The 14,055-nt window shown below is 38.0% G+C and carries 12 protein-coding genes and 3 pseudogenes; 12 read left to right on the forward strand and 3 right to left on the reverse strand.

What is annotated here, in order from left to right:
* The first annotated feature begins 278 nt into the window (after positions 1–278).
* Positions 279–1,313: an ATP-grasp domain-containing protein gene (locus tag FNL97_RS00895; protein ID WP_143414825.1), complete on the forward strand. Its 1,035-nt coding sequence runs from the start codon at positions 279–281 to the stop codon at positions 1,311–1,313.
* A gap of 53 nt (positions 1,314–1,366) precedes the next feature.
* Here the strand turns inward: FNL97_RS00895 and FNL97_RS00900 are convergent, their stop codons facing one another.
* Positions 1,367–2,245, reverse strand: a complete 879-nt coding sequence (locus tag FNL97_RS00900; RefSeq protein ID WP_055357903.1) for an IS982 family transposase — start codon at positions 2,243–2,245, stop codon at positions 1,367–1,369.
* Positions 2,246–2,564: 319 nt separating this feature from the next.
* Here FNL97_RS00900 and FNL97_RS00905 point away from each other — a divergent pair, with 319 nt between their 5' ends.
* From FNL97_RS00905 to FNL97_RS00960, 11 genes and pseudogenes are all read left to right on the forward strand, one after another.
* Positions 2,565–3,401, forward strand: a complete 837-nt coding sequence (locus FNL97_RS00905) for a glycosyltransferase (RefSeq protein ID WP_143414826.1) — start codon at positions 2,565–2,567, stop codon at positions 3,399–3,401.
* A gap of 34 nt (positions 3,402–3,435) precedes the next feature.
* A complete protein-coding gene (locus tag FNL97_RS00910) occupies positions 3,436–4,461 on the forward strand; it encodes an NAD-dependent epimerase (protein ID WP_143414827.1) in 1,026 nt (341 codons plus the stop codon).
* Between the two features lie 414 nt (positions 4,462–4,875).
* Positions 4,876–6,201: a UDP-glucose dehydrogenase family protein gene (locus FNL97_RS00920; protein ID WP_143414828.1), complete on the forward strand. Its 1,326-nt coding sequence runs from the start codon at positions 4,876–4,878 to the stop codon at positions 6,199–6,201.
* A gap of 55 nt (positions 6,202–6,256) precedes the next feature.
* Positions 6,257–7,645: a sugar phosphate nucleotidyltransferase gene (locus tag FNL97_RS00925; protein WP_143414829.1), complete on the forward strand. Its 1,389-nt coding sequence runs from the start codon at positions 6,257–6,259 to the stop codon at positions 7,643–7,645.
* 57 nt (positions 7,646–7,702) lie between these two features.
* Entirely contained in the window at positions 7,703–8,728 is a 1,026-nt protein-coding gene (locus tag FNL97_RS00930) for a hypothetical protein (RefSeq protein WP_143414830.1), read from the forward strand.
* Between the two features lie 116 nt (positions 8,729–8,844).
* Positions 8,845–9,993, forward strand: a pseudogene (locus tag FNL97_RS00935) (YifB family Mg chelatase-like AAA ATPase); the annotation flags it as partial.
* Positions 9,980–10,231: pseudogene (locus tag FNL97_RS18185) on the forward strand (transposase); the annotation flags it as partial. The pseudogenes FNL97_RS00935 and FNL97_RS18185, both read left to right, overlap by 14 nt.
* A 200-nt stretch (positions 10,232–10,431) precedes the next feature.
* Positions 10,432–10,710, forward strand: a complete 279-nt coding sequence (locus tag FNL97_RS00945) for a DUF3467 domain-containing protein (protein WP_025039361.1) — start codon at positions 10,432–10,434, stop codon at positions 10,708–10,710.
* Positions 10,710–11,105 (forward strand): hypothetical protein, encoded by a 396-nt coding sequence (locus FNL97_RS00950; protein WP_023634263.1) that lies wholly within the window; start codon positions 10,710–10,712, stop codon positions 11,103–11,105. Before FNL97_RS00945 ends, FNL97_RS00950 begins: the two co-directional genes overlap by 1 nt.
* Positions 11,074–11,331 (forward strand): DUF2283 domain-containing protein, encoded by a 258-nt coding sequence (locus FNL97_RS00955; RefSeq protein ID WP_011888351.1) that lies wholly within the window; start codon positions 11,074–11,076, stop codon positions 11,329–11,331. Before FNL97_RS00950 ends, FNL97_RS00955 begins: the two co-directional genes overlap by 32 nt.
* A pseudogene (locus tag FNL97_RS00960) lies at positions 11,331–11,844 on the forward strand (NAD-dependent epimerase/dehydratase family protein); the annotation flags it as partial. The gene FNL97_RS00955 and the pseudogene FNL97_RS00960, both read left to right, overlap by 1 nt.
* Positions 11,845–11,896: 52 nt before the next feature.
* Here the strand turns inward: FNL97_RS00960 and FNL97_RS00965 are convergent.
* Entirely contained in the window at positions 11,897–12,328 is a 432-nt protein-coding gene (locus tag FNL97_RS00965; RefSeq protein WP_143414831.1) for a hypothetical protein, read from the reverse strand.
* Positions 12,329–12,330: 2 nt separating this feature from the next.
* Complete coding sequence (locus tag FNL97_RS00970) at positions 12,331–13,650, reverse strand: AAA family ATPase (RefSeq protein WP_143414832.1); 1,320 nt, start codon at positions 13,648–13,650, stop codon at positions 12,331–12,333.
* Between the last annotated feature and the right edge of the window lie 405 nt (positions 13,651–14,055).

Raw genomic sequence — 14,055 nt, forward strand, 5'->3', positions numbered from 1 at the left:
CTTGCAATGCCTGTCGAAAAATCACTAGAATGCTTCATCTCGAAGATAGCGTATGTAGATTTTTTGGTGGACCCATACGTGAAACGTGAAACATGAACCTTCTTGTTTAGGTAGTTTGATGGCACATTCTACTCTAACCAAGAAGTCGGTTCATGTCTTTTTCTGTTCTATTATAGATTTATGTTAGTAAATTTGCTCAAATACAGTAAGAAATTAAAAATGTACTAGAGCATTAAGACAAATGTAATATATTGATTATGGAAGAGTGATAAGGTAAAATGAAGCTCATTATCCTTACTAACAGTAAAAATTCCATCCCACAAAAACTCCATGAGACAGAAAGTTTAAATATAGAAATATTAAAAACAAGTTTACTTCAGTTGAATTGGAATGTAAGTGTAATGACATTTGATAACTTTATTAATAATTTTAATAATATTAATTATATCAATGGTACTTATTTTATTTATGCAAGTTCTCAATATGAAAGTTATCAAAGCTATATAGAAGATATTTTATTATATATACAGAATAATGGAGGAATTTTAATCCCAAACTTTAATATATTTAGAAGCCATGAGAACAAATTTTTTCAGGAATTAGTAAAACGTAACCTTACTGTAAATACACCTAAATCTTATTTAGTAGGCACAATTGAAGAAGGAATCGAGATTTTAAAAAATATTGATTATCCTATAATTGCTAAGGAACCTTCTGGATTTGGGAGTAAGGGCGTTTATCAAATTAATAATGAACAACAAGGAATTAATTTCTTAAACAGAAAAATGATAAGCGGTGTGAATTTGTTTTCCTATTACGGTCTAAGAAATCTTTATGTAAGATTCAAATACAAAGGGAAGTATCCTAAAAAGATTGGAAAGTTGATTTTCCAAGAAAAAATTGAACAAGTTGACCATGATTGGAAGGTACTTGTGTTTGAGAATAAGTGTTTTTGTTTAAAACGAAGCGTTAGAAAAAACGATTTCAGAGCATCTGGAAGTGGAATATTTGATTTCTCAATAGAACCTCCAAAACAAGTACTGGATTTTGCATATAAAGTAAAGAATGAACTTAACACTCCGTGGGTTTCGCTAGATATAATTATAAAAGACGATGTATGCTATTTAATTGAATACCAAGGTGTACATTTTGGTTTATCTACTGCTATAAATAATAGTTGGTATTATGAATTAAACATCAAAGGTAATAAATGGGAAAAAAAGAAGATTGAGAAGGAAGTAGAATATTACTTTTCCGAAGCACTTGTTAGGTTTATTGAAAGAAGCAAAAATTCCGAACGAAAGTTGGATTAAGTATAGTTCAGTGATAGTAGTACATTTTAATTACCCGTGGTGCTAGTTGAGCTTTAGCGCTCAACTAGCCCAAGTGTAACCAGGGAATAAGCTAACAATATACCGTCTAGTGCCACTTCAAATCCGATAATCGAATTGGCTCGGATCCCCGTGATGCGATAGTGGTCAACCAGAACCGAGAACACCGTCTCGATCACTTTGCGTTTTTGTTGGATCCACTGCTCCCATGTCTCAGACGCACGATGTTTCTGGTTTTTTCGAGACGGAGTCCAAAGCGCCATTTGGTATTCTTCGTACAGCCTTTTTTGCAAGTCACGGCTAATGAATCCTTTGTCCCCAAAGTTATAGGGATGAGGAATTTGAGTCATCACGCTTTCGGCTGCGATTCGATCGTGGCAAGATGCTTCCGTCACCACATACCCCATTGGCAGCCCTTGATCGGTCACTTGAAGGTGCAGCTTCAACCCGTAGTACCATTGCTTTTTGGAAGCGCAATACCCGATGTCGGCGATCTCTTGAAACCGTTTGACGCGATGCATTCTTGCCGTATGGCACAACGGGAGCGGCAAGCTGTCCACGACGGCATAGGCATGATGTTGACCGCGTTTTGCCAGCTCATGACGGATCCATTTGATTGCGAAACCAAGCGCCCGGCAACGGCGGTTGTATCGGGAGCGTTCAAGAAACGAGCCGTTTGTGAACAAATTTCCCGTGACAAAACGATGCCACGCCCGTTCAGAAGTAAAACCGAGCAACTTTCCTAAAAGATGAATCGCGATGACCACGGCGTCTTCCTGTTTGACCAAATGGCGGTTGCGACGCTGTAGGTACATCTGAATCGATGACAGTTGGGCAGAGACAAAAAAGAAAATGGCGGCATATTGCTTTTGAATCTTTGCTTGATCTGTAGTAAAATGAAAGTGCTCTTGCATAGGGATTCTCCTTTCAATGTTTGGTTGCACTTTCATTTTAAGGAGATCCTCATGCAAGGGCTATTTTTATGCTTGTTTGAGTTTATCTAGCACCACGGGTTTTAATTATGTCCTTACAATGAATTTTAAGGAAGGACGTATCTAAGATATCGCTAATATAATTAAGAATTATGGGGTTATACAATTCTAGATATCAGTTCGAGCGAGAAATAAGATGCAAATACTTCGTATCGATAGCATCAATTTGAAAATGAAAAAAGTTGGCATGCTAGATTTTATGAAGACAATGACTAACTTTTTTTATTAAAAAAATAAGTGGGTGATTCCAATAATACCTAAAGTAGCAGTAATATTATCTACTTATAATGCCGAAAAATATCTAGAGGATTGTTTACAAAGTATTTCAAATCAAACATATCAAAATTTTGTAGTTAATATCATTGATGACTCATCAAGAGATAATACAGTTTCAATTATAAGAAGATGGTGTCAACGTGATGAGCGTTTTCGGTTAGTGGCTATTCATGAAGAGAACAAAGGTTTAACGAAAACTTTAAATGAATTATTATCCATTGGAGATTATGATTACATCGTAAGAATAGATGCCGATGATTTAATGATGCCTGAACGTATAGAGAAACAGCTTCAATACTTAGAGAATAATCCGGATGTAAGTGTAGTCGGATCTTGGGCTATTGAGATTGATGAAAATAATTTGTTAGGGAAAATAAGGAAGGTGCCACTGGAGTTAGAAAAGATAAAAGAATTAATGCCCAAAGTAAATCCCGTCATACATCCATCTGTTATGTTCCGTAGAAAAGATATTATGTCTATAGGTGGATATAATGAAAATTTTCGTTTTGCTCAAGATTATGACCTTTGGTTCAGATGTATAGCTAATGGACTAAAAATTGCTAACTTGAATGAGCCATTAATAAAATATCGAGTTAGTAGTACGCATGTAGAAAAGAGAAGAATGGGTTATCGAATATTAGATGCAAAAATTCGATGGAATGGTACAAAAATTATTGGGTGTCGATTAACAACTAGGCTTTTTGCTACTGCTCTGCCAATTGTTTTCGGGTTGATTCCAGATTCTCTTAAGAAAGTAGCAATGTGCTATAGTAATAAAATTGATCCTCGCCAAAAGGTTTAGAGGGCAATTAAGAAAGATTTTTAGGGGGATTAAGATGTTAATTTTAGTAACCGGTGCAGCTGGGTTTATTGGGATGCACTTATCAAAAAGGCTAGTGAAAGATGGATATTCAGTAATAGGAATTGATAATCTTAATGATTATTATGATGTAACTTTAAAAAAGGATAGAGTCAAAGAGTTAATTAAGTATGACAGTTTTCGGTTTTTTGAATTAGACCTAATTGACCAAAGTAGACTTGTAGACTTATTTAAAACCTATAAATTTGAAACGGTTATTAATCTAGCTGCTCAGGCAGGTGTACGCTATAGTTTAGTAAATCCTACTGCCTATATTAATTCTAACTTAGTTGGATTTGCTAACATTCTCGAAGCTTGTCGTCATTTTAATATCCAACATCTAATATATGCCTCATCAAGCTCAGTGTATGGTTCTAATACAAAAATGCCTTTTTCGGAACATGACAATGTTGATCATCCTGTTAGCTTATATGCTGCTACGAAAAAATCAAATGAATTAATGGCACATACTTATAGTCATTTATATGGAATTCCAACTACTGGCTTACGATTCTTTACGGTTTATGGTCCTTGGGGAAGGCCCGATATGGCTTATTTTTCTTTTACGAAAAATATACTAGAAGGAAAGCCGATTAAAGTTTTTAATTATGGAAATATGAAACGCGACTTTACTTATATTGATGATATAGTCGAAGGTATAGTTCGTTTAATCAAACGTATTCCAGAAGCTAATGATAGCTGGGATCGTAGCAATCCTGACCCTGCAACTAGTTATGCACCGTACCGTATTTATAATATAGGAAATAATCAACCTGTAAAATTAATGGATTTTGTAGAAACTTTAGAGAAGCTATTAGGTAAAAAAGCTAATATTGAATTTTTACCTATGCAAGATGGAGATGTAGAAGCAACATATGCAGATATAACCGATTTACATGACGCAGTAGGCTTTAAACCATCTACTTCACTAGAAAAAGGTTTACAAAACTTTGTTGATTGGTATATAAGTTATTACGGTTACGAACCTAGATTAATAAATTAATATTGAACATGTTGCAAACTTGCAAATGGATAAATTACCAAAGAAAATCTACCTCCTTGATTATATGCAGTTACTAGACAATACATTTCCAGGTGGATATTCTCATGATTTCCAATTCCGTGACCAAACTTGCTTTTTTAATAGCAACCAAAGGAATTTATTAAGTGTTCTCTAAATGCAGCGGATGTCTACTTTGTTATGAATCAAAATTGTGGAGTAGTGGAGTAGTCGAGCTGAAAGACTATAAAGGGATTGTTGAGGCTATTAAATATTTTTACAACCTAGATAAAGAATAATGAAAACAAATGGACCTTAATGGAAGAGATTATTTAGAGAAGTACCTGAAGCGGGAAACTTCTATCAACAAATATCGTAATTTATTAAAATCTATTTAATTAAAGCGGGGAAATAAAAGTGAAAATCTCTGTTGTTGGAACAGGTTACGTCGGTTTAGTCACTGGCGTTGCTTTATCTCATATTGGTCATCATGTCACATGTATTGATATCGATGAAACAAAGGTAGAAAAAATGCGTCAAGGCATTTCACCAATTTATGAGCCCGGACTTGAAGAGTTGATGAAGGAAAACATTCAAGCCGGGCGTTTGTTTTTTACAACAAGCCATCAAGAAGGGTTTAAAGATGTGGATGTCATTTATATTGCGGTTGGTACGCCTGAGAAAGAAGATGGATCCGCTAATTTAATGTATGTTGAACAAGCAGTTCGGGATATTGCAGCGAATATTACCAAGGATGTTATTGTTGTGACAAAAAGTACGGTACCGGTTGGAACGAATCATTATATTAAAGAGTTGTTAGATTCTTTAGTGCCTAAGCATATCCATGTGGAAGTGGTGTCCAATCCGGAATTTTTGAGGGAAGGTTCCTCCGTTTATGATACGTTCCATGGTAATCGGATTGTCATTGGTGCCGATAGCGAGGAAGCAGCGAAGGTGATTGAAGAAATTAACAAACCTTTTGGTATTCCAATTTTTAAAACGGATATCCGAAGTGCGGAAATGATTAAATATGCTTCAAATGCTTTTTTGGCGACGAAGATTAGTTTTATTAATGAAATTGCCAATATATGCGAAAAAGTGGGAGCCGATGTGGAAAGCGTTGCGTTGGGAATGGGAATGGACAAGCGCATTGGTTCGATGTTTTTAAAAGCAGGGATTGGTTATGGAGGATCTTGCTTTCCAAAAGATACGAAAGCTTTGGCAAAAATCGCGGCGAACATTGATCATGATTTTGAATTGTTAAAAGCAGTGATAAAGGTGAATAGTAAGCAGCAACGCATATTAATCGATAAAGCAAAAGAACGTTTTGGAAGTCTAGCTGGTAAGAAAATCGCTTTATTAGGCTTATCCTTTAAACCGAATACGGATGATATGCGTGAAGCAGCTTCGATTGTTATTTCCAAAGAACTAATTGCTGAAGGAGCAGAGATTGTTGCTTACGATCCAGTTGCGATTGAAAATGCGAAGAAGGTTCTGCCGCAAGAGGTAATATATACAGAATCCATTGAGGCTGCGCTGGAAAATGCCGATATGGTATTTATTCTTACGGAATGGGCACAAATTAAAGAATTGGATTTAAATATATATGTTCAGAAGATGAAACAACCGGTTATTTTTGACGGACGGAATTGTTATAGCCTAAACGAAGTGCAAAAGTATCCTATCGAATATCATTCGATTGGCCGCAAATCCATTTATAATTATCAGTTCCAAACAGTCTAACAATGATGCAAAGATCAGATCATTTAAGATCTGATTTTTTTATGGAGGGGTCGTCATGAAACTAGTCCTTTTATCCGGCGGATCTGGCAAACGCCTCTGGCCTTTGTCGAATGATACGCGTTCGAAGCAGTTTTTAAAAGTATTGGAAGGAAAAAATGGCGAGAAGCAGTCGATGGTGCAGCGCGTATGGGGACAGTTGGAAGAGGTTGGGCTTGCCGAATCTGCGGTGATTGCGACATCGAAAATGCAGCGTGATATGATTTATCGCCAATTAGGGACAGAGGTGCCGCTCATTATTGAGCCTGAGCGTCGCGATACGTTTCCAGCGATTGCGCTGGCCGCTTCGTATTTATATACGATTGAGAATATTCCAGAAGAGGAAACGGTCGTTGTCTTGCCGGTAGATCCTTATGTGGAAGACTCGTTTTTTCAACGGGTAAAAGAGTTAGAGCAGGTTCTTGAGCATTCGAATGCGGAGTTAGCCTTAATCGGTGTGAAACCAACGTATCCGTCTTCGAAATACGGATACATCGTTCCAAAAGAGAAGGTGGATGGTGCGGAGTATTTTATCGTTCATCATTTTACGGAGAAGCCGAGTGAAGAAAAGGCGGAAGCGTTAATCACCATGAACGCCTTCTGGAATTGTGGGGTATTTGCCTTTAAGTTGAAGTATTTAGTGAATCTTCTTGTGAAAAAAGGTATTCCTCTTTATTTTGATGAGCTGGTGAATCAGTATAGCAAGTTGCCGAAAATTAGTTTTGACTATGAAGTCGTAGAAAAGGCGAGTCATATTGTGGTCCTTCCGTATGATGGATATTGGAAAGACCTTGGTACGTGGAATACGCTGACAGAGGAAATGGCAACGAAGCAAATTGGGAAAGGAATATTAGCGGAAGATACGGTGAATACCCATTTAGTGAATGAATTAGACATTCCTGTGACGGTGATTGGTACAAAAGATCTTGTAGTGGCCGCAAGCCCAGACGGAATCTTGGTTGCCGATAAAGCTTCCAGTCCAAAAATTAAAGATTTGATTAACGGTTTTCATCAGCCACCGATGTATGAAGAACGGATTTGGGGTTGGTCACGCGTTCTTGACTATGCGAAATATGAAGATGGTCAAGAAATGGTAACGAAGCGTATTTGTATTCATAAAGGAAAAAACTCAAGCTACCACTACCATCATTTACGAGACGAAGTATGGACGATTGTTCGCGGTGAAGGGGAGTTAGCGTTAGATGATTCGATTACTCGTGTAAAAGCAGGAGACATCATTCACCTTCCGGCAGGTCGCAAACATGGGATTCGTGCGATTACGGAATTAGAGTTTATTGAAGTGCAAACTGGGTCTGGTATTAGTGATGAAGATTTTGTGCGGCTTTACTTCGATTGGGATGATGTGATTCGTCATTTCCAAAAATCGAAAGCCAAAGTCATTTCTTAAATTGGCGGGGATGGTTCCCCGCTTCTTTTTTTATTTCAATAGAAAGGCTTAGACAAAATGAAGACGATGGCGTATTACATTTCTGATTACGGTTTTGGGCATGCGGCAAGAAGTGTCGCGCTTATTCGCCAGTTATTGAAGATGGAGGAAGACGTAAGAGTGATTATTTGTCACTCTTTTGCCCTTCATTTTTTGCGAGAGTCTTTGAAGGGTGAGAATCGAGTTGTGTTTCGCACGCTGGAAACGGATATTGGTTATGTGTTGCGAAAAGACTCGATTGAGCCGGATATCGAAAAATTAAATGTTGAATATAAAAAGTATCTGAAAAAGTGGAATTTCCTCATTGAACAAGAACGAAATTTTTTACAGACAAATAAGGTAGATTTCGTCATTTCCGATATTTCCGCTTTTCCGTTTGAAGCGGCGTATACGCTAGCAATTCCTTCTATCGGTATATCCAATTTTACTTGGTATACGGCATATCAGGGATTAATTGCTGATCCGCTGCTTGAACCTTTAAAAAAAGCCTATGAAAAAATGACTTATTTCTTTTCTTTAGCCGGAGGCCAAGAGCCGGATTGGGGGATGAAAGGAAAGAAGCAGTTTGGCTTTTTTGCAAGAAATGTAGATGAAAATGAAGTTCATAGGATAAGGAAACTTATAAACCCAACTGGCGATCAGTTCGTTGTTTTCTTTGGACTCGGCATGAAAATCGATATCGAGCAATTAGAACGGCTGCCGATTTGGGATAGCCCTAATTGTACGTTTATTGTTTCATCCAACGTCCAAGTGCAAAGGCCAAACGTTTTTTCCATTCCAAAAGACTACATCGAATCGCAACATTACATTGCTGCAGCGGATTTAGTCATTTCAAAGCCAGGTTGGGGAATCGTTAGTGAAGCAGTATGTGCTCGTAAGCCATTATTGATTTTAGATCGACAAACGATGAAAGAAGATCAAAATACGATTTCGTATTTAAAAGAAAATCATTTATGCAAGACAATTACATGGAAGGAATTACACAATTTTGTCATTGACGAAGCGTTTATGAAGAAAATGCGAAGTCAATATCCATCTCATTAGGGTTGGTGCCTGTCACCACCCGAAATTTGTCGAAATATTGGTAATTGAAAGATAAAGGGGAGGGTATTACAATGATTGGTGAGAACTAATGTTCTGTGATTGGGAGGGATGGATGAGTGACGGTGAAGATTTTAAGCATTGGGTTGAGGGGGTTAGAAGGGTATCGGGTGCAGGTGGAGGTGCAGGAGGTGCCGGGGATTGCGGCGATGGTGATTGTTGGGTTGCCGGATGCGTCGGTGAAAGAGGCAAAGGAACGTGTTCTTGCTTCGCTTTATGCTTTCGGATGCGACTTTTTTGATAAAAGGCTCGTTGTTCATTTGTCTCCGCCGGAGCGGAAAAAGCATAGCCCGATGTTTGATTTGGCGATGGCGATTGGGATTTTGAAGGCAATGGGCAAGCTGACAGCGCCGGTTTCCCCCGATGCAGCGTTTTTAGGTTCATTATCGTTGGATGGAGCGATTCAGCCGGTGGATGGCATGCTTCCAGCGATATTGGCAGCAAAGAAGCTCGGTTTTCAAAAAGTATACCTTCCGTATGATCCCACACTTCCGCTTCATCATTTGAAAGATCTCGATTGTATCTTTGTTCAGACATTGGAAGAAACGGTGCAATATCTGCAAGGACAACGTGTTCTTTCGTTACCTCCAGCTTTTCGCACTCCTGAAATTATGAACTCCCCGCGAAAGCATCATCGGGATTTTCAATCGATTATTGGCCATCATCAAGCAAAGCGTGCATTGGAGATCGCAGCGGCAGGCGGACATCACGTGTTAATGGTTGGACCGCCTGGATGCGGGAAAAGTTTGTTGGCGGAAACGTTTCCGACGATTTTGCCGAGCCTTTCTCATGATGCGCAGTTAGAGGTGATCAGTTTGTACCAGCTGGCAGGGGAAAAAATCGAGAGCGGCCATCCGCCTTTTCGTCATCCGCATCATTCCGCTTCATCGGTTTCTTTAATTGGCGGGGGAACGCACCCAAAGCCTGGCGAGGTGTCGCTGGCACACCGCGGTGTTTTGTTTCTCGATGAAATGGCGGAATTTGCGAAAAAGACGCTGGATATGCTTCGCCAGCCGTTAGAGACGGGGAAAGTGACGATTAGCCGTATTTCGTCGACGGTGACATATCCTGCGGACTTTATTTTGCTTGGGGCGATGAATCCGTGTCCGTGTGGATATTTAGGCTCAAGAACACGCTATTGCACATGTAGTCCGAAACAAATTCAAGCGTATCGAAATCGTGTTTCCGGACCGATTTATGAAGCGTTATTATGGTAAATGGATTGACAATGACAGCGGAATGTTGGAAGTGAGTCGATATATTCATCTCAATCCTGTAGAAGCTCATATGGTGCATGCGCCGGAACTTTACCGATGGAGAGTTTATTTGTATATGCATCCCAAATCGCTGCCTCCGAAATTTATGAATATGGATGCATTATTAGATTACTTTTCAGGCACAAAAACAGAGCGGAAGAAAAAATATGCTGAATTTGTGAGGGAATGAGGCTGCCTGTCACTTGTCAGCCATCGAAAGCGCGTGGAAATGGCATCAGCGGAAAGGACGATGATTAGGCACCCCTTGGTGGGGCGGTTTATTTATAGGCATTTTCTATATACAGCGGTTTCCCTAATGAAATGAGTGCAAGAAAATTCTTTAAGGTGTAAAATATAATTACAATACCGTTTTAATATATGGAAGGGAATATGGAAAAGAGGCCCTTCAATGTTTATTGTAATTCCATTAGTTTAAGTATGAGTCTTCATGATATTATCCTTAATCTTCAACAGCAATCGCCCGATGAGAATATATACCTCGGAAAGGTTACTATGAGCCCACAACACGCCAAACAATTTGCCTATTTGTTATTGAATTACATTAAGCAGTATGAAGAGATATTCGGTGAAATCCCTTCCCCGCCAAGCGAGGAAAAGATTCAGGAACTTTCGCAATTAGGTATTATTGGTGTGAAGAGTGAGCAATAATGGAAGGTAACAAGATCAATACAGACTACATATTTATAACTGAGGACCCTCTAGGCAGAGAGGTGCGGCTTAAAAGCACAACATGGAATTATCATATTGTTGGTGGGGATCATACAAGGGAAGAGTTTATAGGCCAAGAAGATATGGTCAAGAGCGTCATTCAAGATCCTTGTTTTATATTGCCAAATAATCCGGACGATCAGCATGATACAAGACAAAAATATATAGATCTTGTGCAATTGCCTAAGTTTAAGTCGCTAAAGGCATTGGTCGTTATTGTCGACCATGAAGATGAAGCGTATGGTGACGTTGTTACCGTCATCGCCAAAAGCAGGTTAAACCAAGAGACAGGAGGTGCGATTTATGTTCGTCCAAAATTTACAGGAAAACGTTAAATATTCCTATGACTATGATCATGATGTTCTTTATATTTATTTGGGCGAACCAAAAGTGTCGTACGATGACGAAGCAGCTCCTGGTGTGTTTATCCGGTTTTCTGAAGAGGATGAGGTCATTACTGGCATTGTGATTATGGACTACAAGAAGCGGGATATTGAGCGTATAAAGAAGTTTATACCGGTGAATATTAATTTTCATATGATTAACGAACAAATCCATTAGTTTTGACCGATTTTGCCTCTGGTATGGATTCAACTATATCGTCCTTCGCTACTTTAATGCGGCTGGGGCGCACGAGTCGGGAGAAATTGGCGAAGACCATAACCCGGAAACGCATTTAATTCCGCTTGTCTTGCAGCACTTGTTAGGCCAGCGCGACAAAATTTCCGTCTTCGGTACGGACTATGATACACCAGACGGGACATGCATTCGTGACTATATCCATGTCACCGATTTAGCGAAGGCGCATATTTTAGCGCTGGAAGCATTGTTGTCAGGAAAAAAGAAAACCGCCATTTACAACCTTGGCAACTGCTTAGGCTATTCCGTCAAAGAAGTGATTGAAACATGTGAAAAAGTAACCGGCCGCAAAACTTTCATTGAATACATCGACCGCCGCCTGGGTGTCCCGGCGCGGCTTGTGGCGCTATCGCAAAAAATTATGAAGAACTTAGCTGGAAAGCGGAATGTTCGTTGGAAGATATTATTGCAAGCGAGTGTATAGCTGAAAAGTAAGGTAAATAGGAAGCCTCCTGATGAATGGTGTTTAGTAGGAGGCTGTTCATTTTTATATAGTTACCTCATCAGATTTCGCTTTGATATTTAATGTTCCGCCTGTTTTTCGCAATATTTTTTGTAATTTAATGATATACGGAGATTTTAGGGCAGGTGTTCTAACTCTTGTAGTAATAATCCTTCCTTCCAAAATATATTCTGGGAGATATGGATGTAATTGTTCGATTGTTTTTGAAATTTGTTGCACGGCTTTTTCTAAATCAGACCCTTTCAGTTCTATAAAGAATGCTCTTTTATCTTCATTAATTAAAAAAAGGAAGTCACATTTTATACCTTCTGTAATAATACAGCCATCTACCCGATATAGTGCGACTTTTTTTCTTTTGTTGTTTATAAATTTTATCCCCCGACCGTTTTCTTCAACTGTTACCAAACTTCGGTTATCGTTGTATTCTAGGCATCTTTCCCATGCTTGAATCGGCATCTTTAATCCTCCAGTTCCTCCACTTCCATTAGTCGATCTAATAAATCATTGATTGCGTTTGATGCTTCGTCTATTTCCTCCGGTCTAATTAATCCTAGCTCTTCATCGACGATGCTTTTGTAACTGAATGTATCTTCCGTGCGTTCAACCATATAAGCTCTGAGCTTTGAAGGGGAAACTCGCAGTTTTTTATCGACGATAGGATGATTGCCTTTGTCTAGTTTTTCACTAATCTGAGCAGCGTACAAGTATATATTAAATGCTGATAAAATATAAGGACTATGAGTTGTAATAACTAGGGTATTGTTCGATGAATTCAATAAGAGAGAGAAAAGAGCCACCATTTCTTTTTGAGCGGTTGGATATAAATGTGCTTCAGGCTCCTCAATAACCATAAATACATTTAATCGTTCTAAAATAACTGTGAAAATTAATAGTAAGATCCATACTACTTCCTGTTGACCAGAGGAAGAAAATTTCAATTTTGTGTATTCTTTGTCGTTAAAAAAGATTTTTTCGCCGTTATCTGAAAATACATATTTACCTTTCATAATTTGTTGAATAATGTTGATTGCTAAATTGATGGACTCGAAATCGATTTTTTCAACAGAGAATTTTTTTCTATCTTGAATAATCTCCTCAAATGATTGAGAGAAGTTTTTCTTTAATAAATTAATACGATCGATAAATCCTTCTGTTAATAAATCAAGTTGTCTAGGATTAATATCCTGTAGCTGATCGGATAAGGTTGCAACTAAGCTTCGACCTGCGGGAATAAATATCGCTGTTTTAGAATCTTCAAAAGCGGAATAGATGGCACTTCTTGTTTTTTCTAACAAGCTTTTTTGATTGGCTTTCCAGTACGATACATCCCAAGAATCGATAAACGATTTTTCTTGATTTTGTATTTCTTTTTTTAGATTTCTCACTTTTTGGAAAATATCAAAAATCTCCTTTTTTAAGTTTTCGCTAAAATTGATTTGTACGTATCCATTTTCTAGGTATAACCTAATCGATTTGTCAGTACTGTATTCATATTTAATATTAAACGGTTTCATATGTTTCGTGGTTCCAAAATAACCTACAAATTTGTATCTTAGCTCCTTATTAAATTCAAAAAAAGGGTTATTTTTGCTTTTATCCATTTTTTCATTCGAAAGTAAATATTTAATCAATTCATCAGGGATGGAACGAAAGAAAAAAATTAATTTGCTTATTGTACTTTTTCCGCTTGCTTGTGGTCCGATTAGAATGGTTAAATCAGCAATTTTCTCATCAAATGAGGTGATAGGACCGAAATTTTCAATCGTAATTCTATGCATTGTTTATTCAACTCCTAAAGTAATCTCACTTATATTTATAAATTATAGCCAATAAGTTAATTTTAGAAAACAATGAACCAAATGTGGTGTAAGCGTTCATAGGATGAGGACGAATAAGCATATTTTATCTTTTCAATGAATTAACCAAGTGCCTGTCTCTAGGCGTTTTGGGGCTTAATCAAAAATGTGAAGTTGACTCATTGAAAGTTACTGTTATCGGTCTGGTAAGTCAAGAAAGACGCTTCATGATATTAGGATATGTGCGTTGTTATTCATAGTCGGAGAAAAGTGTTATTTATACCCTTGGCAATAGTGCTATAGATGCATTTAAATAATTGCCTAAGTAAGTAAAAAGGAGCATTCCTGTTAGAAGTTTTTTCGGGGACTTGAATAAAAAAAGCCCTC

The sequence above is a fragment of the Geobacillus sp. E263 genome (genome assembly GCF_007197795.1).
In the GTDB taxonomy this organism is placed as follows: domain Bacteria; phylum Bacillota; class Bacilli; order Bacillales; family Anoxybacillaceae; genus Parageobacillus_B; species Parageobacillus_B toebii.

Bases quoted from the DNA above. Each gene is read 5' to 3' on its own strand.
- FNL97_RS00925 (WP_143414829.1), top strand. From the start codon at position 6,257: ATGAAACTAGTCCTTTTATCCGGCGGATCTGGCAAACGCCTCTGGCCT.
- FNL97_RS00950 (WP_023634263.1), top strand. From the start codon at position 10,710: ATGGAAGGTAACAAGATCAATACAGACTACATATTTATAACTGAGGAC.
- FNL97_RS00910 (WP_143414827.1), top strand. From the start codon at position 3,436: ATGTTAATTTTAGTAACCGGTGCAGCTGGGTTTATTGGGATGCACTTA.
- FNL97_RS00895 (WP_143414825.1), top strand. From the start codon at position 279: ATGAAGCTCATTATCCTTACTAACAGTAAAAATTCCATCCCACAAAAA.
- FNL97_RS00970 (WP_143414832.1), bottom strand. From the start codon at position 13,650: ATGCATAGAATTACGATTGAAAATTTCGGTCCTATCACCTCATTTGAT.
- FNL97_RS00945 (WP_025039361.1), top strand. From the start codon at position 10,432: ATGGAAAAGAGGCCCTTCAATGTTTATTGTAATTCCATTAGTTTAAGT.
- FNL97_RS00930 (WP_143414830.1), top strand. From the start codon at position 7,703: ATGAAGACGATGGCGTATTACATTTCTGATTACGGTTTTGGGCATGCG.
- FNL97_RS00900 (WP_055357903.1), bottom strand. From the start codon at position 2,245: ATGCAAGAGCACTTTCATTTTACTACAGATCAAGCAAAGATTCAAAAG.
- FNL97_RS00955 (WP_011888351.1), top strand. From the start codon at position 11,074: ATGTTCGTCCAAAATTTACAGGAAAACGTTAAATATTCCTATGACTAT.
- FNL97_RS00965 (WP_143414831.1), bottom strand. From the start codon at position 12,328: ATGCCGATTCAAGCATGGGAAAGATGCCTAGAATACAACGATAACCGA.